At 64.4% G+C, this 20,295-nt stretch carries 16 protein-coding genes and 11 tRNA genes; 10 read left to right on the forward strand and 17 right to left on the reverse strand.

Features of this window, described 5'->3' with window-relative positions; genetic code table 11:
• The first annotated feature begins 209 nt into the window (after positions 1-209).
• Both AC1D1F_RS03455 and AC1D1F_RS03460 read left to right on the forward strand, forming a co-directional pair.
• On the forward strand, positions 210-431 hold the full coding sequence (locus AC1D1F_RS03455) for a hypothetical protein (protein WP_477653221.1): 222 nt from the start codon (positions 210-212) through the stop codon (positions 429-431).
• Between the two features lie 97 nt (positions 432-528).
• Positions 529-1,332 carry a hypothetical protein gene (locus AC1D1F_RS03460; protein WP_477697388.1) on the forward strand — a complete coding sequence of 268 codons (804 nt, stop codon included), beginning with the start codon at positions 529-531 and terminating at the stop codon, positions 1,330-1,332.
• A gap of 80 nt (positions 1,333-1,412) precedes the next feature.
• Here AC1D1F_RS03460 and AC1D1F_RS03465 read toward each other — a convergent pair whose 3' ends face one another.
• From AC1D1F_RS03465 to AC1D1F_RS03525, 13 genes are all read right to left on the reverse strand, one after another.
• Positions 1,413-1,973, reverse strand: coding sequence for an HNH endonuclease (locus AC1D1F_RS03465; protein ID WP_477697387.1), 561 nt, complete (start codon positions 1,971-1,973; stop codon positions 1,413-1,415).
• A 38-nt stretch (positions 1,974-2,011) separates the two neighbouring features.
• A tRNA-Lys gene (locus AC1D1F_RS03470) sits at positions 2,012-2,086 on the reverse strand.
• Positions 2,087-2,101: 15 nt separating this feature from the next.
• Positions 2,102-2,177, reverse strand: a tRNA-His gene (locus tag AC1D1F_RS03475).
• A 9-nt stretch (positions 2,178-2,186) separates the two neighbouring features.
• Positions 2,187-2,262: transfer RNA gene (locus AC1D1F_RS03480), tRNA-Asn, on the reverse strand.
• A gap of 16 nt (positions 2,263-2,278) precedes the next feature.
• Entirely contained in the window at positions 2,279-2,464 is a 186-nt protein-coding gene (locus AC1D1F_RS03485; RefSeq protein WP_477679308.1) for a short-chain dehydrogenase, read from the reverse strand.
• 35 nt (positions 2,465-2,499) lie between these two features.
• Positions 2,500-2,578 (reverse strand) — tRNA-Arg (locus AC1D1F_RS03490).
• Positions 2,579-2,589: 11 nt separating this feature from the next.
• Positions 2,590-2,675: transfer RNA gene (locus AC1D1F_RS03495), tRNA-Cys, on the reverse strand.
• A gap of 9 nt (positions 2,676-2,684) precedes the next feature.
• Positions 2,685-2,761 (reverse strand) — tRNA-Trp (locus tag AC1D1F_RS03500).
• A gap of 35 nt (positions 2,762-2,796) precedes the next feature.
• A tRNA-Asp gene (locus AC1D1F_RS03505) sits at positions 2,797-2,872 on the reverse strand.
• 19 nt (positions 2,873-2,891) lie between these two features.
• A tRNA-Arg gene (locus tag AC1D1F_RS03510) sits at positions 2,892-2,971 on the reverse strand.
• Positions 2,972-2,982: 11 nt separating this feature from the next.
• A tRNA-Gln gene (locus AC1D1F_RS03515) sits at positions 2,983-3,062 on the reverse strand.
• A gap of 8 nt (positions 3,063-3,070) precedes the next feature.
• Positions 3,071-3,161 (reverse strand) — tRNA-Ser (locus AC1D1F_RS03520).
• Between the two features lie 654 nt (positions 3,162-3,815).
• A tRNA-Gly gene (locus AC1D1F_RS03525) sits at positions 3,816-3,891 on the reverse strand.
• A 478-nt stretch (positions 3,892-4,369) separates the two neighbouring features.
• Here AC1D1F_RS03525 and AC1D1F_RS03530 point away from each other — a divergent pair.
• Positions 4,370-4,777 carry a hypothetical protein gene (locus AC1D1F_RS03530; RefSeq protein ID WP_477696952.1) on the forward strand — a complete coding sequence of 136 codons (408 nt, stop codon included), beginning with the start codon at positions 4,370-4,372 and terminating at the stop codon, positions 4,775-4,777.
• A 348-nt stretch (positions 4,778-5,125) separates the two neighbouring features.
• Complete coding sequence (locus AC1D1F_RS03535; protein ID WP_477696953.1) at positions 5,126-5,845, forward strand: hypothetical protein; 720 nt, start codon at positions 5,126-5,128, stop codon at positions 5,843-5,845.
• Positions 5,846-6,232: 387 nt separating this feature from the next.
• On the opposite strand, the gene AC1D1F_RS03540 is transcribed toward AC1D1F_RS03535, so the two are convergent.
• Positions 6,233-8,569 carry an ATP-dependent DNA helicase gene (locus tag AC1D1F_RS03540; protein WP_477675175.1) on the reverse strand — a complete coding sequence of 779 codons (2,337 nt, stop codon included), beginning with the start codon at positions 8,567-8,569 and terminating at the stop codon, positions 6,233-6,235.
• 173 nt (positions 8,570-8,742) lie between these two features.
• On the opposite strand from AC1D1F_RS03540, the gene AC1D1F_RS03545 reads away from it, so the two are divergent.
• Both AC1D1F_RS03545 and AC1D1F_RS03550 read left to right on the forward strand, forming a co-directional pair.
• Positions 8,743-9,681: a rhodanese-like domain-containing protein gene (locus tag AC1D1F_RS03545; RefSeq protein ID WP_477675180.1), complete on the forward strand. Its 939-nt coding sequence runs from the start codon at positions 8,743-8,745 to the stop codon at positions 9,679-9,681.
• 336 nt (positions 9,682-10,017) lie between these two features.
• Entirely contained in the window at positions 10,018-15,183 is a 5,166-nt protein-coding gene (locus tag AC1D1F_RS03550; protein WP_477700654.1) for a PAS domain S-box protein, read from the forward strand.
• A gap of 18 nt (positions 15,184-15,201) precedes the next feature.
• Here AC1D1F_RS03550 and AC1D1F_RS03555 read toward each other — a convergent pair whose 3' ends face one another.
• Together AC1D1F_RS03555 and AC1D1F_RS03560 are read right to left on the reverse strand one after the other, a co-directional pair.
• Entirely contained in the window at positions 15,202-15,651 is a 450-nt protein-coding gene (locus AC1D1F_RS03555) for a VOC family protein (RefSeq protein ID WP_477675173.1), read from the reverse strand.
• Positions 15,652-15,682: 31 nt separating this feature from the next.
• Positions 15,683-16,564, reverse strand: coding sequence for a helix-turn-helix domain-containing protein (locus tag AC1D1F_RS03560; RefSeq protein ID WP_477675172.1), 882 nt, complete (start codon positions 16,562-16,564; stop codon positions 15,683-15,685).
• Between the two features lie 287 nt (positions 16,565-16,851).
• Between AC1D1F_RS03560 and AC1D1F_RS03565 the strand changes: the two genes are divergently transcribed.
• Positions 16,852-18,351, forward strand: a complete 1,500-nt coding sequence (locus tag AC1D1F_RS03565; RefSeq protein WP_477675179.1) for an ABC transporter substrate-binding protein — start codon at positions 16,852-16,854, stop codon at positions 18,349-18,351.
• A gap of 72 nt (positions 18,352-18,423) precedes the next feature.
• Here AC1D1F_RS03565 and AC1D1F_RS03570 read toward each other — a convergent pair whose 3' ends face one another.
• Positions 18,424-18,813, reverse strand: a complete 390-nt coding sequence (locus AC1D1F_RS03570; RefSeq protein WP_477675171.1) for an EF-hand domain-containing protein — start codon at positions 18,811-18,813, stop codon at positions 18,424-18,426.
• Between the two features lie 213 nt (positions 18,814-19,026).
• Between AC1D1F_RS03570 and AC1D1F_RS03575 the strand changes: the two genes are divergently transcribed.
• From AC1D1F_RS03575 to AC1D1F_RS03585, 3 genes are read left to right on the forward strand one after another with little or no spacing between them, the layout of a single operon-like run.
• Positions 19,027-19,482: an ArsR/SmtB family transcription factor gene (locus tag AC1D1F_RS03575; protein WP_477675170.1), complete on the forward strand. Its 456-nt coding sequence runs from the start codon at positions 19,027-19,029 to the stop codon at positions 19,480-19,482.
• Entirely contained in the window at positions 19,377-19,841 is a 465-nt protein-coding gene (locus tag AC1D1F_RS03580; RefSeq protein ID WP_477675169.1) for an SRPBCC family protein, read from the forward strand. Before AC1D1F_RS03575 ends, AC1D1F_RS03580 begins: the two co-directional genes overlap by 106 nt.
• A gap of 46 nt (positions 19,842-19,887) precedes the next feature.
• Positions 19,888-20,265, forward strand: coding sequence for a VOC family protein (locus AC1D1F_RS03585; RefSeq protein WP_477675168.1), 378 nt, complete (start codon positions 19,888-19,890; stop codon positions 20,263-20,265).
• Positions 20,266-20,295: the final 30 nt, after the last annotated feature.

Here is a 20,295-nt window from a genome sequence, read left to right on the forward strand (position 1 = left end):
GGGGCTCCAGGGTGGCGCCCTCTTGCCGGCCGCATGCATCAGCCCGTGAGCCTCGTAGCATTTTGTGACCTCGCTTGTCCTACACCTCGCGCTGTAGCAGGCCGACGAAACCCACCCCGCTCCTCGCCGTAAATTGAACCTAGCTGGCAATCAGGCCAGCGATTTACCAACCCGATTGCCCGTGATGGGCATGACCTTAGGAGTACACCATGAGAGCATCGAAACCCCTGGCTTCCGTCGTCGCCGCAGCCGCGGTGGTTGGCGCTATCGGCCTGGCCTATGCCCAGGACACCAGCACCACGACGCCTGCCACGCCGGCAGACCAGACCATGCAAAACCAGGGCAGCACAACCACCCCCAGCACGCCCTCGACCAGCACGGACACGGCCGTCACGCCGACCGAGCGTCCCGCACAGGCTGACCGCAACTAAGCCAGATCCGCCATGCAATTCCGCATGAAAACGCTCCGGATCGCCTTTGCGGTCCGGGGCGTTTTATGCGACCGATTGCATTTTTCCACCCCAAGCCATGCCCGCCCCCCTGCCTGATCTTCAGCCGCAGCCTACCGCCGCAGGCCCGGGGCCGTCGGGCACGCGGCGTTCCGACATTTTTGACGGCATCAAACAAGGCGTCCTTGTGGGCGCCGCCATCGCGGTGCTGGTCTTGCCGCTCTTCAGGCCCCATCCGGTTGCGCCCGCACCAGCGCCTGCCGCCATCCAGGCCGATGTTTCCCGGCAGGCACCGCGTGTCGCGGATTTCGGCGGTGAAACCGCCTCGACGGAAGCACGCGAAGTGGCCAACTGGGTCGTCACATCGGGCGACAACCGAAAACTCTTTTTTGTGATCCTCGACAAACTCAACACCAAGGTGTTTGTCTTCGAGCCCTCGGGCAAGCTGCGCAGCGCCACGCCGGTGCTGATCGGCGCGGCGCGCGGCGATGACTCGGTGGACGGCATAGGCGGCCGGCCCATCGCCGAAGTGCAGCCCCAGGAACGCACCACGCCCGCGGGCCGCTTCGTCGCCGAGCCCGGACGCAACGCCACGGGCGAAGACGTGGTCTGGGTCGATTACGACGCGGCCGTCTCCATGCACCGCGTGCGCACCACCGAGCCCAAAGAGCGCCGGCTGGAGCGCCTGGCGTCGCCCACCACCGAGGACAACCGCATTTCCTACGGCTGCATCAACATGCCGGTGGCTTTTTTTGAAAATGTGCTCAAGCCGGCCTTCAACGCCAGCTATGGCGTGGTCTACGTGCTGCCCGAAGTCAAGCCGCTGGCCGAGGTGTTTCCGGCGGCGCATGCGCTTGCGCTCAAGCAGGGCGGCGCCGTCTAGCCCGGCCGCTGAGCACACCACCAGCAGGACAAAAAAAAGCGGCACACTGCTTTCGCAATGCGCCGCTTTGGCTGCCGGACTCAATTCAGCCGCGATCCTTTCGGAAGCCTTGCCGACAGCCATTCGTGGACGTCGGCACGGACGTTGCGGCCCCGCAGCAGGAAATCCTCATACCGGCTCGGCACATAAGGCAGGTAGACCAGCGGCATGCCGGCTTGCTCAGGTGTGCGGTCTTTCTTCCGGCCATTGCAGTGGCGGCAGGCGCTGACCAGATTGGTCCAGGAATAGGCCCCGCCCTTGCTCTGCGGAACGATGTGCTCGGCTTCGAGATCCTTTTCCAGGAACACCTGGGCGCAGTAGGCGCAGGTGCAGCGGTCGCGGCGCAGCAGCTTCGGCTTGGTGACCGCGGGCGCCACATCGTGAAGATTGCGGCGGGGCGCGCCGCGCAGCGCGACGATGGGGTGGATCACCAGGGTGGACTGCCGGCCGCGCGCGACATTCCAGCCGCCACGCAGTGTCACCAGCGGGCTTTCGCCTTGCTCCCAGGCGACGCCGCCGGTGGCGTAGTGCAGGGCAGCCTCTTCAGCCGTGATCCAGGCTTGGGGCGTCCCCTGGATGTCGAGCTGAAGAACGTGGTGCATCGTGGCCTCCTGAGTTGAATGAATGATTGAGTGATGGATGGTGCGGGCAGGGAATTTCGAAATCCCGGCCTGCCGGTTAAAAGCCGGCTGCTCTGCCTCTGAGCTACGCCCGCCCTATCCGCGGAAAATGGGGTGCAAGACCGGACTCGAACCGGTGACCCGCGGGGTCACATCCCGCTGCGCTGCCAACTGCGCCACATGCACCAGAAAAACTGGCTCCACGGCCTGGGATCGAACCAGGGACGACGCGATTAACAGTCGCGCGCTCTACCTGCTGAGCTACCGTGGAATGGAAAAGGAATCGCTCACCACTCACCGCATTCGCGCACGCGCTGGTCCAGCTCGCGCTCGTCGCGCGCCTGCCTGCGTGTGGGCTGGGCGTGGCCGAGCCGGGCGCGGCCGGCAGCGATGACGCCGCTCAGGAGTGTGCGAACAATGCGCTTGCGGGCTTGGGCGGGCCTCTTGGAGGCTGCTGTGTTTCTGGCTGTCATGGCAATCTCCTTGAGGTTGGTTGGTGTGGAAGAAGTGGTGCGCCTGGGCCGATTCGAACGGCCGACAAACCGGTGTAGAAAACCGTCGCTCTATCCGGGCTGAGCTACAGGCGCTAGAGGGAATCTGGAGGCGATGGTCAGATTCGAACTGACGTGTGCTGACGCAAGCGGATTTGCAATCCGCGCCCTTCGACCACTTGGGTACACCGCCGGAGATCATTGGCTGGCACGGGAAGAATCGAACTTCCAACCTTCGGTTTTGGAGACCGCTGCTCTGCCTGGTTGAGCTACGCACCAACAGGAATGCGCCCGGGGAATCCCGGCGTGGATACTGGCGGCCTGTACGGGAATCGAACCCGTGACCACATCCTGGACAGGGAAGTGCTCTACCAGCTGAGCTAACAGACCAAAAGGTGAAAAATTTGGATGGCCTCGCGTGAAAGATTTGAACTTCCGACCCTCTGCTTCGTAGGCAGATGCTCTGATTCCGGACTGAGCTAACGCGAGAAAAAAATGAATGGCAGGCCGTGATGGATTCGAACCACCGAAATGTCAGGATCAAAACCCGATGCCTTGGACCTAACTTGGCGAACGGCCTTTAAGGGCTGGAGGAAGATAGGGGATTCGAACCCCTGAGCCCGCTTTCGCGGGCTCTCGCTTAGCAAGCGAGTGCTTTGAACCCCTCAGCCAATCTTCCAAAAATCTCCGGTTACGAGTTCCGGTGCCACCCTATCTTTGAGGCCGGTTTCCGCACTACGCCTTTTCGGGCACTGCGCTTCTTTACTGATTGGCGGGAAGTCGAAATACTTCGGCTTCCCGCCCTGGAATTGGCGTCACGTAGGGGATTCGAACCCCTGTCTACAAGAATGAAAATCTTGTGTCCTGAGCTAGGGCCTGTTAACGCTATTTATGCAGATGCGTTGCGAGTCAAAAAGGCCTTGAGCAAGGCGCAAAACGCAGGCGGAGTGAACCCCGTCAAGGCTTTGCAACGCCGCGCAAGGCCTTTTTGATCGCAACCCGGAGGGAATGGGGTGAGGAAGGCGCCACTCGGCGTTGCGCTCCTAGCCCAGACGCCCGGTCTGGGCGTCGTCGCGCGCCTTGATTGGCGCCTTCCTCACCCCATTCGCATTTGCATAAATAGCGTTAACAGGCCCTGGCTAGACGAACGTGACGGATATCTGGAAAAAATCCATTTCGGCTGTACCCGCATGCGGGCGGCCGGCATCAAGCCTGACCGGGATCTCCCGCTGCACTGCTTTCCCGAGGGCCATGAACCCCCGTCTGCAGCACACGCGCCACCAAACCGTCTCCTCGGTTTCGCGCAGGTGATGTGAAACAGGCACACCCGAAATGGAGCGGACAGACGGCTTCGAACCGACGACATTGAGCTTGGAAGGCTCACGCTCTACCCACTGAGCTATGTCCGCAATTTTTTGCAGGGTCGCCGCCATCCAGTGTGTGGCCGCGGTCCTGCTGCTGAATTTTTAAAGAGCCCCGCGCTTGAAGCGCACAGACGGCACGATCACCGTCAGGGGAAAACAAAAAGGCCCGGTTCCTTGCGGATACCGGGCCTCTGGGTGTCAGAGATTTAGAAGGTACGCTCAGGCGTCTCCTCCTCCCGGTGGTGTGCAATCCTCGTGGTTCTGTTTGGGCATGGCGGTCCGCAAAACGGACGGCGCAAATGAACTCTGCCCACCACATTGGCCCAGATAAACGTCAAGGCGACGCACGCCAGCACCGCCCCAAACGGGGGTGCTGTTTCTTGCGATGGCGGCTATCGGTTTCATGATGAATGTGCGGAAAGAGTTGATGTCAAAAAGTAGCGATGGAAGGTAATGTAAAATCTTTTTACGTCATCGTCAACGAGGCGATGGAAAATAATTTTGATTGTTGCAATCACGTCACATGGATTCCCCGGACATCAACCGAACCAGGCGCAATAACCTCCTGATCATCATTCGCGAATACAGCGAAAGGGAGTTGGCTGCCGGTGAATCACCGGTCGGCATGCTGGGCCGGCTCGCAAAAGAACTGGGCCTGAGCGCCGGCGGGCTGAGCCAGTTCAAGGGAGACGCGAACGGTTCGGGCAGAAACATCGGTGATGCGGCCGCGGCCCAGATCGAGAGCCGGCTGGGAAAACCCAAAGGATGGATGGATGAAGACCATGGCGGCGACGCCTTCAATCCCGCTGAAAACGCATTCATCGAAATAGCTCGCAAGACATGGCGCACGACGGACGCCAAGGGCCGGCGGCGGCTGATGCAGCTTGCGAAGCGGGGTTTTAGCGGGCTGCCTGGATCCGGCGACAAATAACGGAATTTTCCGGCCGGATTTGTAACTTGTAACGGCGTCGGGCCCTGCCTGCTCACAGCTGTTGCGCGCCCGCATCTAATCTGCCAAAAATCCCCGGTACCGGCGACTGTTACAGTCCTGGCCGGAGATTTTTTGATCCTCTTGAATTCCGCAGAATCTCCCGTGGATAAAACTCCTGATGCTATATAAAAGATAGCGATTGTCCGAGGCAACTCAGGGTTTTTCCATTGAGCACAATTGCTTGCATCGTTAACATGGCGCAACCCCGCCGGGCACGTGTCAAGGGACAAATGACCCGGTTTTCCATGTGCGTTCGCGCACTCTAACGGCGCAATGCACAGGACCCGGATGTTGTTGACAGGCAAGAGCAGGAAGCACGCACGCATCGCCCGCACGGCGGTCCTTGTCGCCTTTGCCGCTTCTGCCGCCTTTCCCCTGCTGTCCCAGGCTTTTCCCCTGGCGCCTTACACCGACACTGTCGCCACGCCGGCCGCCAGCCCCGACACCGGCATGGCGCTGGTGTCCGCCTCCGCCGACGCACGCCAGGCCTTGCGCTGGGTGGTGGCGGCGCGCGACAACGAAGGCCTGCCTTTTGTGATCGTCGATAAAAAAGGCGGGCGCATTTTTGTGTTTGAAGCCGGCGGCCAATTGCGCGGTGCATCGCCCGCACTGACGGGCCTGGCGCCCGGCGACCATGGCGTGCCCGGCATGGCGCAGCGCAGCGTGGCCAGCCTGCGCGAGGACGAACGCACCACGCCCGCGGGCCGCTTTGTGTCCGAGCCCGGCCACAACCTGCAGGGCGAGGCCATCGTCTGGATCGATTACGCGGCCAAGCTTGCCATCCACCGCCTGCGCCCCGCGGCCCCAGCCGAGCGCCGCGCGGAGCGGCTGGCCTCCGAGACCCCCGAAGACAACCGCATCTCCATGGGCTGCGTGGTGGTGCCGGTCAGCTTCTATGAAAGCGTGGTCGGCCCCGTCCTCGGCAAAAGCCGCGGCATCGTCTACGTGCTGCCGGAAACCCAGCCGCTGCAGCGCATGCTGGGCGCGCTGCAACTCAGCCAACGCTGAACCATTCGCTGACCTGGCTTGACCGTGGCCGCCCTGGCTAACTGCTCATAACGCGGCTGGTCTTTCGCCGGCCAGGCTTTTTTGTGCGGCCCCGGCCTGCAAACGGCTACTTCCACAACTACACGCGCGTCAGCCATCCCTTACTTGCAGCAGGCCTTCAGGCTGGCACTGTCCGCGCGGCGCGCTGCCTACATTGGACTTGTGTTCAAACCCTGACTACTTTTAGGAGAGACAAATGCCCATCATTGCCTGGCTACTCGGCGTTCCACTTAGCGTCATCCTCATTCTCATGCTACTGGGCGTGTTTTAGGCCCCGCAAGATTGACCGGCCTTCACGGCCGTTCAAACAAAAGCCCGCGAATGCGGGCTTTTGCGTTTGATCAGCGTTTAGAGCGCGGCGGCCGGTTCCCTGCGCCTGGCGCGCAAGCGCGTGACCTTCCACCAGCCCGGCAGCAGGCTCTGGATTTCGGGCCGGGTAAAGCGGTCGTCGATCAGGTAGACCACGCCGCGGTCCGAGGTCGTGCGTATGACCCGCCCGGCCGCCTGCACCACCTTCTGCAGGCCGGGGTAGAGATAGGTGTAGTCGTAACTCTGGGCGGCGCCGAAATTGGCGCCCATTCGTTCGCGGATCTGTTCGTTCACCGCATTGACCTGCGGCAGGCCCAGCGTGGCGATGAAAGCGCCTATCAGGCGCTCGCCCGGCAGGTCTATGCCTTCGGCGAAGGAGCCGCCCAGCACGGCAAAGCCTATGCCCTGCGAGTCCGGCGTGAAGCGCGCGAGGAAGGCGTCGCGCGCGGTTTCTTCCATGCGGCGCGTCTGCTCCCACACCGGGATGTGCGGGTAACGCTGGCGGAACAGCGCCACCAGCTGCTGCAGGTAGTCGTAGCTGCTTAAGAACGCCAGGTAGTTGCCGGGCTGGCCCTCATACTGACGCGCCATCAGGTCGACGATGGGCGAGAGCGAATCGCCCCGGTGCTGGAAACGCGTGGAGACGTCGCTGACCACCGAGACCCGCAATTGTTCGGCCAGGAAGGGCGATTCCACCTCGGTCCACACCGTGCCGGCCGGCAGGCCCAGCGTATCGGCGTAATAGTTCTGCGGGCTCAGCGTGGCGGAAAACAGCGCCGCCGACTGCGCGGCCGCGAAGCGCGGCGCCAGGAAGGGCGCGGGCACCACGTTGCGGATGTTGAGCACCGCGAGCGGCTGGCCCAATGCCTGGCCGAAAGTGTTAGGCCCCGTGTCGGCTTGCAGCGTCACATCGAACAGCGAATGCTCGCCGAAGCTCTCGGCCATGCGCGAGAAATGCAGGGCCTCGAAATAAAAATCCTGCAGCTCGCCGTCCATGCGCGTCGGGTTGGCCATCAGGAAGTCGGTGACCTGGGTCAGCGCCTGCCCCAGGGTTTTAAGGAAAGGTGCGGGCAGTTCGGGATGCACCTGGTAGGGCTCGTCCTGATATTGGTGGAGTTCCTGCAGGCTGCGGTTGAGCCGCTCCAGCGCGCCGCGCACGGCACGCGGCGCGCCGGCGTGCACCTGCTGTAGCTGCGCCTGGCTCAGCGTGGCCGAATACATTTTCCGCGCGCGCTCCACCAGGTTGTGCGCCTCGTCCACCAGCACGCTGACGCGCCACTGGTTGCCCTGGGCCTGGCCGTGCAGCAGCGCGCTGGTGTCGAAGTAATAGTTGTAGTCGCCCACCACCACGTCCGACCAGGTCACCAGTTCCTGGCTCAGGTAGTAGGGGCACACATGGTGGGCCAGCGCCAGTTCGCGCAGCGCGGCCTTGTCGAGCGGGCCTTGCGCGGCGGCGTGCTTCACGGCGGCGCTGCGCGCCTGCGGCAGGCGGTCGTAAAAGCCCTTGGCCAGCGGGCAGGCGTCGCCGTGGCAGGCCTTGCCCGGGTGCTCGCAGGCCTTGTCGCGCGCCACCAGTTCCAGCACGCGCAGCGGCAAAGCCTGGCTGCTGCCCTTGATGCGGTCCAGCGCGTCCAGCGCCAGCCGGCGGCCCGGTGTTTTGGCCGCCAGGAAAAACAGTTTGTCGAGCTGCTTTTTAGGCACCGCCTTGAGCAGCGGAAACACCGTGCCTATTGTCTTGCCTATGCCGGTCGGCGCCTGCGCCATCAGGCAGTGGCCGGCCTGCGCGGTCTTGTAGACGGCCTCGGCCAGTTCGCGCTGGCCGGGCCGGAAGTCCGGATGCGGAAACTCCAGCGCCGTGAGCGCGGCATCGCGTGCCTGGCGGTGCGCGAGTTCCTGCGTGGCCCAGGCCAGGAAGCGTTCGCACTGGGCTTCAAAATATTCCTTGAGTGCGGCGGCCGTGAAATGCTCGGTCAGCGGCGTTTCCTGCGCGCTGGCCACGTCGAAGTAGACCAATGTCAGGTTGATGTCGGGAAGCTTCCTGTCCTGGCACAGCAGCCAGCCGTAGATCTTGAGCTGCGCCCAGTGCAGGTGCCGGCGGTTGTCGGCCATGGCATGCAGGTCGCCGCGGTAGGTCTTGACTTCCTCCAGCTGGTTCTGCTCGGGGTCGTAGCCGTCGGCGCGGCCGCGCACCGTCAGCGCCTGGTATTCGCCCTCCAGGCTGACTTCGGACTGGTAGGACTCGCCACGGCGCGATGCGACCAGCGCATGGCCGGCCATGCCTTCCTGGGCGGAAGGCGAGGGGGTGAAGCGCAGGTCCAGGTCGCCATGCTTGGCGGTGAACTCGCACAGGGCCCTGACGGCCACGACATATTTCAAGGGGGAGCGCTCTCTGGATAACGGGAATTGGGGAAGAGGTTCATGGTAGCGCAGGCGCCGCCGGCCCCCATCCCAGCCTTCCCCCTCGGCGGGGGAAGGGGCAAGACCCCGTGAAATAGAGCATTAACATGCCGGCCATTTACCGATGCGCCGCGCCCGTCTACATTGACGCCATGGACCAGATCATTTTGTGGCTGCAGCAGTACGGGCTGGCCGCCGTTTTCCTCAACATCGTGCTCGAGCAGCTGGGCCTGCCGATCCCGGCCTATCCGGTGCTCATACTGACCGGCGCCCTGAGTTTTAACGGCCAGTATTCGGCCGGCGGCCTGCTCGCCACGGCGGTGGGGGCCTGCCTGATCGCCGACAGCGTCTGGTATTGGGCCGGCCACCGCTACGGCAGCCGCGTGCTCAAGACCTTGTGCCGGATTTCGCTGTCGCCCGATTCCTGCGTGCGGCAGACCGAATCGATCTTCACGCGCTGGGGCGTGAAGTCCCTGGTACTGGCCAAGTTCATCCCGGGTTTTGCCTCGCTGGCCACCGCGCTGGCCGGCCGCACCGGTGTGCCCTTCGGTCGCTTCCTGTTGTTTGACGCCATAGGCGCGGCGTTGTATGCCGGCGTCGGCTTGGGCCTGGGCATGCTGTTCCATGACGCGGTGGCCGACGTGCTGGCCATCTTCGAGCAGATGGGGCGCATAGGCCTGATGGTGCTGCTGGCCGGTTTCGCGCTTTTCCTGGCGCACAAATGGTGGCAGCGCCAGCGCTTTTACCGCCAGCTGCGCATGGCGCGCATCACGCCGCAGGAGCTGCTGCACCTCACGCAAGGCGAGCAACCGGCCGTGATCCTCGACGTGCGCACCGAACTCAGCCGCGGCGGCGGCGGCATCATTCCGGGCGCCCTGCTGTGGTCGGACCCGGACCGCAAAATGGCCACACTGGACCTGCCGCATGACGTGGCCGTGGTGGTTTACTGCGCCTGCCCCAACGACGCGTCGGCCGCCCAGGTGGCCAGGCGGCTGATGGCCGCGGGTTTCAAGAACGTGCGCCCGCTGCATGGCGGCATAGACGCCTGGCAGGCCGCCGGGCTGTCGCTGGAGTACCCGCACGCCGTGTGAAAGGGTAAAAAACACCTTTCCGCTGGTGCGCCTCTGCCGCCCGGCTGAAATTTGCAAAAAAGAGGTCTTAAGTTTTCAGATTCGGCGCCCACCAGGCGGCTGCCACACCCAAAAGAAGACAGGGTGTTGTCCTATGGCGGATTTTCTTGCGGCCCAGCACACTCGAGCAGCGCAACGCCGTGCAAAATGCACCAAGGCGACTTGCCTTTGACAAGAAAGTTAACAGCCGCGCATGAAGCCCCGTCCGCCAGGCGCATTGACCGCAGCCCGCCGCCAGCATGGCTCGGCGGGATGGCTCGCCGCCGTGCCGCAGGCTTCGCGTGCCGGGGGGCGCCGGTGAAAAGAGACGAAACCCTGGCCCAGGCCAATGAGCGCCTGGAGGCCGAGGCGCAGGCGCTGGCCGCGGCCAACCAGGCCCTGGCGCGGGAGCTCGCCGAACAGCGCCGCGCCACCGAGGCGCTCCAGGACGACGTCGACAGCCTGCGCAGCCTGGCATCGATCTCGTCCGACTGGTACTGGGAGCAAGACGCCGATTACCGCTTCACCGACTTCACCGCTGAACGCGGCACGCGCCCCACACGCACAAGCAGCGCCGCCGACCCGGACCTCAACAGCGCCATCGGCAAGCAGCGCTGGGAACTGCCCGGAGCCTATCCCTTGAGCATGTCCTGGGACCACCACCGGGCGGTGCTCGAGGCGCGCCAGGCGTTCCGGGATTTCGAATACATCCGGGTGCTGGGCGACGGCGTGGCCCATTATTTTTCCGCCAGCGGCGTGCCGGTGTTCAACAAGCAGCGGGAGTTCACCGGCTACCGCGGCATCACGCGGGACGTCACGGTGGCCAGGCGCATCGAGGAAAAAGAACGCAAGGCCGCTCGCTTCCTCGACGACGTCGTCGACAACATGCCGGTTGCCGTGCACCTGAAGTCGGTGCAGGACGGCCTGCGCGTGGTGGCCTGGAACAAGGCCGCCGAAAGCCTGTACGGCATCCGGCGCGAGGACGCCATGGGCCGCACCGTGCACGACCTCTGGCCGCAGGAGCACGCCGACCGGATCAACATCTCCGACGTCGAGGTGGCGAACACCGGCGTCATGCAGGATTTCTCCGACCGGGTCATCATGACGCGCGACCGCGGAAGTATTCGCGTACACATGCGCAAGGTCCCGCTCAAGGACGGGGGTGGCGCCGTCACGCACGTTCTGATCACGGCCGAGGACATCACCGAGCGCCTGGCCGCCGAGAACCGCCTGCGCCGCAGCCAGGCGCGGTTCGAAAGCCTCACCCAGCTCTCGTCCGACTGGTACTGGGAACAGGACAAAAACTTCCGCAACGTCTTTGTCTCCAACGATCCGCAGCGCTTTACCCTGGGAACCCAGGTCATCGGGGAAGGGTTATGCCGATGGGACTTGCCCAACTCCGAGCCGCTTGTCGGCACGTGGGAAGAGCACAAGGCCGCCTTGCAGGCGCATTTGCCGTTCCGTAATTTTGAGTACCGGCTGGCCAAGGCGGATGGAAGCGCCATTTACCGCAGCGTCAGCGGAGAACCGGTGTTTGGCGAGGACGGAACCTTCGAAGGCTACCGCGGCGTTGGAAGCGACATCACCGAGCGCAAGCTGACCGAAATCGCACTGCGCGCAAGCGGCGCGCGTTTCCGGGCGGTGGTCGGGGCGCTTGCCGAAGGCGTGGTGCTGCGTGATGCCGAAGGCAAGATCACCGACTGCAACGCCAGCGCGGAGCGCATTTTCGGCAAGACCCTGGCGCAGATCAAGGGGTTGCATTCGGCCCTCCTGGACTGGGAACGCCTGCGCGAGGACGGCACGCTGATGCCCGAAGCCGAGTGGGCCAGCGTGCGCGCCAAAACCAGCGGCCAGGCACAGAGCAATGTGGTCCAGCGCTACCGCAGGCCCGACGGCAGCACTTTCTGGGCGCTGGTCAACGTGCGGCCTCTGTTCGACGGCAACAGCGACAAACCCACCGGTTTTGTCACGTCGATCGCCGACATCACCAAGCGCAAGCAGGCCGAGGTGGAAATCGTCCGGCTCAACGTCGACCTGGAAAACCGCGTGCTGCGCAGGACGGCACAGCTCGAAGCGGCGGGTAAGGAGATGGAAGCCTTCTCGTACTCGGTCGCGCACGACCTGCGCACGCCCCTGAGCACCATAGACGGCTTCTGCGCGCTGCTCGAAAAACACATGCCGCCCGCCGCCGGCGAGCGTGCCCTGCATTTCCTCGAGCGCATACGCAGCAGCGTACGCCGCATGGGCGAACTCACCGACGGGCTGCTGGCCCTCACGCGCCTGTCGCGCACCAGCATGGTCTGGGACACGGTGGACATCAGCGCCGAGGCGCTGCGCGTGGCCAAGCGGCTCCAGGACGCCGAGGCCGGGCGCGGCGGGCGCGTCACGGTCGAGCCCGGGATGCTCGCGCGCGGCGACCAGGCGATGCTCTCCCAGGTGCTGGATCAACTGGTCGCCAACGCCTGGAAGTTCAGCGCCAAGAAGGAGCATGTCGAGATCACCGTCGGCCGCGGGCCCGCGAAGGACGGCCAGCCCGTGTTCTTCGTGAAGGACGAAGGCGCCGGTTTTGACATGGCCTATGTCGACAAGCTGTTCGGCAACTTCGAGCGCCTGCATTCGCCCGAGGAGTTCGCCGGCAGCGGCATAGGCCTGGCTACGGCCAAGCGAATCGTCGACCGGCACGGCGGCAAGATATGGGCCGAATCGGTGGTCGGCGCAGGCAGTACCTTTTATTTCTCGCTTGGCGGCGACCAGACAGGCATCGGGCAACCCGCCCAGCCGGCCCGGGCCGCCGAGGCGGAGCAGGACTCGGGCTTCTCGACGCTGGAGATGCCCACTGGCGAGCTCTTCAGCAGCGACAACGACGCCTTCATGCTGAACGACCAGCAGTTCGCCAACGCGTTCGAGCACGCCGCGATCGGCATGACGCTGATCGGCATAGACTCGCGCCGCCTCAAGGTCAACAACGCCTTCTGCCAGATGCTCGGTTATTCCGAGGCCGAGATGCTGGCGCGCACCATCCACGACCTGACCCACCCCGACGACATCGAATGGGACCTGGAGCAGCGCCGGCGCGCGCTGGCCGGCGAGATCGAGTCCTTCCACACGGAAAAGCGCTACATCCACAAGGACGGCCACACCGTCTGGGGTTACATGAGCTGTTCCCTGGTGCGCGACGAGGACCGCAAGCCGCTGCGCTTCATCGCGCAAATCCAGGACATCACCGAACGCAAGGAGACCGAGAAGGTGCTTCGCGAAAGCGAGGAACGCTTTCGCGCGCTCACCGCGCTGTCCTCCGACTGGTTCTGGGAGCAGGACGAGAACTTCCGTTTCGTCGAGGTCTCGGGCGAAAGCACCAACGCCTCCGGCATTTCGTCCGCGGCCTACGGCAAGACCCCCTGGGAGCTGGACCACATCCACATGAGTGATGAAACCTGGGCCGCCCACCGGGCCGTGCTCGAGCGGCACGAAGTCTTCCGCGACTTCGAAAGCATACGGCGTGACACCAACGGGCAGGTCCGCTACCTGAGCATCAGCGGCGTGCCGATTTTTGACGCCTCAGGGAAGTTCACCGGCTACCGCGGGACGGGCCGCGACACCACCGAGATGCGCCGGGTCACCGAGGCGCTGCGCACCAGCGAAGCGCAGATGCGCGAAATCACCGACACCGTGCCGGCCTGGATCACCTACGCCGACGCCGACCAATACCTGCGCTTTCACAACCGGGCCTACGAGGAAGTCTTCGGCATGACGCAGGCGCAGCTCGAAGGCAAGACCATCCGGCAAATCGTGGGCGAGGAGATGTACGCGGTGATCAAGCCCCGGGTGGACGAGGTGCTGCAGGGCTATCCGGTGGTCTATGAACGCGCGCAGAAGACCGCGCGCGGCGGCATGCGCGACTACGTGGTCAATTACTTCCCGCGCTATGGCGACGGCGCCGACGAAGGCAAGGTGATCGGCTTCTACACGCTGGCCAACGACGTCACCGAGCTCAAGCGCATAGACCGCATGAAGAGCGAGTTCGTCTCTACCGTCAGCCATGAGCTGCGCACGCCGCTCACCTCGATACGCGGCTCGCTGGGCCTGATCTCCGGCGGCGTTGCCGGCCAGCTGCCCGAGGCCGTCAAGACCCTGGTGGGCATCGCCAAAAGCAATTGCGAGCGCCTGATCCGGCTCATCAACGACATCCTGGACATCGAGAAAATCGAGTCCGGCAAGATGACCCTGGACCTGCAGATCATCGAACTTAAGCCCCTGCTGGAGCAGGCGCTGGCTGCCAACGAGGGTTACGGCGCCGCCAAGAACGTGAGCCTGAGCCTGCAGTTCCCCGACGACGAGGAGTTGATGGTCAGGGCCGACGGCGACCGCCTCACGCAGGTCGTGACCAACCTGCTGTCCAACGCCATGAAGTTTTCGCCCAACGACGGCGTGGTGGAGATTCACGTAATGCGCACCATGACTGGCCTGCGCGTCGAGGTGCGCGACCACGGGCCCGGCATTCCCGAGGAATTCCGCAAGCGCATCTTCCAGAAGTTTTCCCAGGCCGACTCCTCCGACACGCGCCAGAAGGGCGGCACCGGGCTGGGCCTGAACATTTCACGCGCCATCATCGAGCGCCTGGGCGGCAGCATAGGCTTTGACACCCACACCGGCGAGGGCACCACCTTTTACTTCGAACTGCCCGAATGGGTGGAGCCGCCGCCTACGCGCCCTGTGGAAATCGGCGGAGACCGCCCGCGCGTGCTGGTCTGCGAGGACGATCCCGACATCTCCCGCCTGATCGGCATGATGCTGGACAAGGGCGGTTTCGACGCCGACCCGGCCTACAGCGCCGAGGCGGCCCTGGCCATGTTGGAGCAGCAGCACTACGCCGCCATCACGGTAGACCTCAAGCTGCCCGGCCAGGACGGCATCGCGCTGATCCGTGCGCTGCGCGGGCGGCTGCTCACGCGCGACGTCCCGGTGGTCGTGGTCTCGGCCTGGGCCGGCGAGGGGAAGGTGCAGTTCAACGACCAGGCGCTGACCGTTTCGGACTGGCTGGAAAAGCCCATCGACGAAAACCTGCTGGTGCTGGGCGTGCGCCACGCCATCGCCGGCGCCGCCGAAAACAAGCCCGTCATCCTGCACGTCGAGGACGACCCCGACATCCAGCGCATCGCCGCCACCATCGCGCAGGACTTCGCGACCTTCGTCTTCGCGGCCACGCTGCAGGAAGCGCGCTCGCGCCTGCACAGCCAGCCCTTCGACCTGGTCCTGCTGGACATCAACCTCAAGGAAGGCTCGGGCTGGGACCTGCTGACCGACATCGAGGCGCTCGAGTCGCCGCCGCCGGTGGTGGTGTTTTCCGCGATCGAGGCGACCCGGGCCCAGGCCGCACGCGCCACCGCCGTGCTGGTCAAGGCCAAAACCTCCAACCAGGAACTGCTGGAGACCCTGAGGCGGGTATTGGGCCTGGCCCGTCCGCCTGAAATAGAACTCGAGTAAGGCTGCTTGCTGGCAGCCTTAAGTGCCGGGCGATTCCATCATCGCCGTGTAGCGGCGCTGCATCTCCTCGGGCGTCACCGTCTCAATGCTGTGGCCCACGCTCCAGCGGTGGCCGAAGGGGTCGCGAAAACTGCCCGAGCGTTCGCCGTAGAAATGGTCTTGCGCGGCCATCTCCAGCGTGGCGCCGGCCTGCAGCGCGCGGGCGATGATCGCGTCGCAGTCGTCGACGTGCAGGTGCAGGGTGACGCTGGCCGGCATGTCCCGCGCCGGCGCCGCGACACCGCATTCCGGGAACTCGTCGGACAGCATCAGCGTGGCGCCGCCGAAGTCCAGTTCGGCGTGGCCTATGCGGCCGCCGGGCTCCGTCAGGCGGAATTTTTCGGTCGCCCCGAACACAGAGATGTAAAAAGCCAGGGCTTCTTCAGCGCCCTTGACGTGGATGTAAGCGAACAGTTCGTGAATGGCCATGCCGGCTCCTCTGAAAGGGAATGCGGCCAGTCTATCTCCCGGCATTCGCCCGGTCTTGAACAAAATTGACATGTGGCCGCAAAGAGGCCGCGCCGGCTGCGGGCGGCACCGGCACATGGTTGGCCGAGGCCGGCCGCGCCAGCCGGTACTGCTCGGGTGTGAGGCCGGCGAATTCACGGAACTCGCGGTTGAAATGCGATTGATCGCTGTAGCCCGCCTCCACTGCTACGCAGGCCAGGGCCAAGGGGCCCTGCACCAGCGGCAGTGCTTTCTGGAAACGCCGCACCCGGCAATACAGCTTGGGACCCAGGCCCACGGCCTGCGAGAAGATACGTATGAACTGCCGGTGGCTGTAGCCGCTGCGGGCCACCGCATCATTCACGTCCATGCCCGCCTCGAATTGCCGCAAGGCCAGCATGGCCACCGGGTGCGCGGCCCGCGCCGGGCCGGCGCGCAGGCGCTCCAGCAGCAGGGCCTCAAGGCGCTGCAGGGCATCCCGCAGTGTCGCGGCGGCCAGCAACTGCTCGCGCGCCACGGCGGCATGGCTGCCCCACAGGTCTTCCAGGCTTACGTGTTGTCCCGCCAGTTCATCGGCCGGCAGGCCCAGCAAGGCCTGCGCCGCGCCGGGCAGCAATTGCACGCCCACCGAGGGGGAGGGTGCGGTAACGTCTTTGGCGTAAAACACCGCGCGCGGCCCGCCCACCAGCGTATGGCCGAGCTGCCGTCCCTCGCCGTCGGCGGCGCCGTCGAAGATGCGCACGGACGGCCCCGAGAGGCGGAACACCAGGTGCATCAGGCCGGTCGGCAACACATGCTCGCGCGCCGGCTCAGCCTTGGCCTCCATGGCCGCAGGCAAGCTGGCCCACGCCGTCTTGACGAAGGGCGCAAGCAGAGGATGGGGCGTACGTTGCATGGACTTGAAAGCCTGGGCTTGTCTTCAGTCTAGGCCCTGGCGGCACCCCTGTCATGCGGCCGGGCATGCGGCGGCGCAGCCTGCGGCTATTCCTGGCTGCAAATTCAACTTCCCTGTGCAACGAAATTTAATTTCAAACTAAACGCACATCCTTCAGGGTAATCACTTACATAATCTCACAATTAGCCAAATATCCTACGATTTCTGAAATTAACTTTCACGTAGGAGTGCTTATGGCTTACCGCTTACAGACACGCCGGCTGCTGCCGGCACTGGTTTTTGGCCTGATGGCCGCTTGGCAGGGCGCCGCCCCGGCGCTGGCCCAGACCACGGCCTCGGCGGCCAACCTGGCCATGGTGGGCGAGCCGCCCTCGCTGGACCCGATGCAGGCCACCACCGACCTGGTCGGCACCATCATGCAGCACGTGTACGAGCCGCTTTACACCTTTGACGCCAAGTGGAATGTTGTGCCCATGCTGGCCGAGGGCATGCCGCGCTTCTCGGCCGACGGCAAGGTCGTCACCATCACCCTGCGCAAGGGCGTGAAGCTGCACTCGGGCCGCGCGCTGGACGCCGAAGACGTGGTCGTCAGCCTCAAGCGCTGGATCAAGGAAGCGCCGCGCGGCAAGGCCGTGGGCAAGGAAATCGTCGAGCTGAAGTCGACCGGCCCGCTCACGGTGGAACTGACGCTCAGGAACCCTTATGCGCCGCTGCTCGCGCAGCTGGCCCTGCCCAGCGGCATGGCCGCCATCATGGCCAAGGAAGCCGTGCAGATTCCGCTGCGTGACTTCATCGGCACCGGCCCCTACAAGTTCAAGGAGCGCCGCACCGACCAGTTTGTGGTGCTCACGCGCTTTGACGGCTACACCTCGCGCAAGGAGCCGGCCAGCGGTTACGGCGGCAAGCGCGAGGCCTTCATCGAAGAGCTGCGCTTCATCCCCGTGCCCACGCCCAACACGCGCGTCGAAGGCGCCATGTCCGGCCAGTTCCACTTCGCCGACCTGCTGCCCATAGACGCGCTGGCCCGTCTCGAAAAAGCCGGCGGCCGCGCCACCGCCGTGATCACGCCGGCCTTCGGGTTCCCCTACCTGGTGTTCAACACGCGTGAAGGCATCAACGCCAACAAGGGCATGCGCCAGGCCATCCAGACCGCCATAGGCCCCGGCGAGATGATGGCCGCCGGCTTCGGCGACACGCGTTTCTTCACGGCCGAGGCCAACCACTTCCCGCAGGGCTCTCCGTATTACTCGGCCGCCGGTGGCGAGAACTACAACCAGCGCGACCCGGCCAAGGCCAAGGGCCTGGCCGAAGCCGCCGGCTACAAGGGCGAGACGGTGCGCATCCTGACGAGCCGCCAGTACGACTTCCACTACAACATGGCGGTGGTCATGGCCGAGCAGCTCAAGCGCGCCGGCATCAAGGCCGAACTCACCGTGGTCGACTGGGCCACGCTGGTGCAGCGCCGCAACGACTCCGCCGCCTGGGACATCTACGTGACGCACTCGGGCCTGCTGCCCGAACCCATGCTCTCGCCGCCGCAGCTCGGCGACGGCGCGCCCGGCTGGTGGAACACCCCCGGCAAGCAGGCCGCGCTGCTCGAGTTCAACCACACGCCGGTCCCCGCCAAGCGCGCGCCGCTGTGGGGCAAGGTACAGCAGCTCGTGTATGACGAAGTGCCCTACATCGACATCGGCAAGTTCAACAGCCTGTCGGCGAAGTCCACCAAGCTCGAGAACTACCAGCCCGCGCTGTGGCCTTTCTTCTGGAACGTGAAGCTGAAGAACTGAGCGCAAACAGCTCCCAAAAAGCAAAGCCGTGCGGCCACAAGCCGCACGGCTTTTTTCATGGGTGAGAGGCTATCAGGGCTGTTTGCTTCGGTTCATCGCGTTGTCGAATTCTTCGCGTGACAAGAATCCATCTTTATTGGTATCTGCCTCGTCAAAATGTTTCGAAACGCCGCGAAAATTCGACGCCTCGTCACGGCTGATCTTGCCATCGCCGGTCTTGTCCATGAACTTGAAAGCGCGCTCCAGGTCTTTGGGGTCGTAGTAGACAACGGCTGGTGTTGCGGGTGTCGCTGCGGGCGCAGAGGCTGCCGCCGCCGGCTCCGGGGTCTGGGCGTTCGCCTGCGCGGCCAGCAGGGCGGCCGCGGCGGCCAGGGCCAGCAAAGACCCCAGCATCAGGATGCGGGGACGGTTAAGGCCGGCGGGCGCGTGCGTGGGAATGGTCGTGGGCGTGGTCTGTTTCATGGGCTTCCTGCGGGAGTGGTCAGTCATTCATTCATTGGATGCTACCCCCGGCCTCAATGCCAGTGTTCTTGCAGGGTGTTGCGCCGGTTTACCCGCACGTGCGCGCTGTACACATTTCTTTGCAGGCCCATGCTGGGCCTGCTCACATAAAAAAACATTTTCCCGCGGCATCCGGGTTGACAAGCCGGGGTCGCCGGCTCAATACTAAGCCTAATGGTTAAGTATAAAGAAGACGCCGAAGAGGCCCTCAATGCCGTGTTCGCCGCGCTCGCGGACCCCACCCGCCGCAAGGTGCTGCAAGACCTGGAGCGCAGCAACCTGTCCGTCGGCGAGCTGGCCCAGCCGCACGGCATGTCCCTGCCCGGCTTCATGAAGCACCTGCGGGTGCTCGAGGATGCCGGCCTGGTGACACGCGCCAAGGACGGGCGGGTCGTCAACCTGGCCATCTCGCCCGAGCCCATGCAGGAGGCCGCCATGTGGCTGTCCCGTTACGAGAAGTTCTGGTCCACCCGCCTCGACGCGCTGGGCCGCTACCTGTACCACCAAGAGGAGCTGAACCCGCCATGGAAAGAAGCGCAACGCAAGACAAGCCGTCCGTCAACTTCACCCGGCACTACCCCGCCAGCTGCGAAAAAGTCTGGCGCGCGTGGACCGACCCGCAAGCGATAGCGCAGTGGTTCGGCCCCGACCCGGGCAGCGTGGTGACCCTCGCCGAGATGGACGTGCGCGTCGGTGGCCGCTACCACATCCGCTTCGGTGTGCCCGGCCAGGAGACCCACAACGTGAGCGGCACCTACCTTGAAGTCGAGCCGCCCCACAAGCTGGTGTTCGACTGGGGCTGGCAAAGCACACCCGAACGCGTGTCGCGGGTCAGCGTCACCCTGAAGCCCTCGGGCGGCGGCACCGAACTCGTGTTCGTACATGAAAAATTCTTCGACCAGGCCGCGCGCGACAGCCACAACCAGGGCTGGGCCGGCGCCTTCCTCAAGCTCGACAAATTGTTTGCCGCTGAACCGTCCCCCACCTGAAAGCACCATCACCCACTCATGCACATGCACCTGAAAGGAGCCCACCATGCTAGCCAACAGAAACGCCATGGCGACCATCGCCGTCAAGGACCTCACCGCCGCCAAAAAGTTCTATGAAGGAAAACTCGGCCTCACGCCGCTGGAAGCTGAGGAAGAGGACGTGCTCACTTACCAGAGCGGCACCGCCACCGTCCTGGTCTATGTCTCGCAATTCGCCGGCACCAACCAGGCCACCGCCTGCACCTGGTCCGTAGGCGACGAGTTCGACAACATCATGAAAGCGCTCAAGGCCAAAGGCGTGGCGTTTGAGCACTACGACATGCCCGGCATGGCGCTGCAGGGCGACGCCCATGTCGCCGGCGACTTCAAGGGCGCCTGGTTCAAGGACCCGAGCGGCAATATCCTGCACATCCATAACCGCTGATCCACCTGCTTCGCCCCAAGGAGTCCGCCC

Source organism: Polaromonas sp. P1_H6, assembly GCF_056405195.1.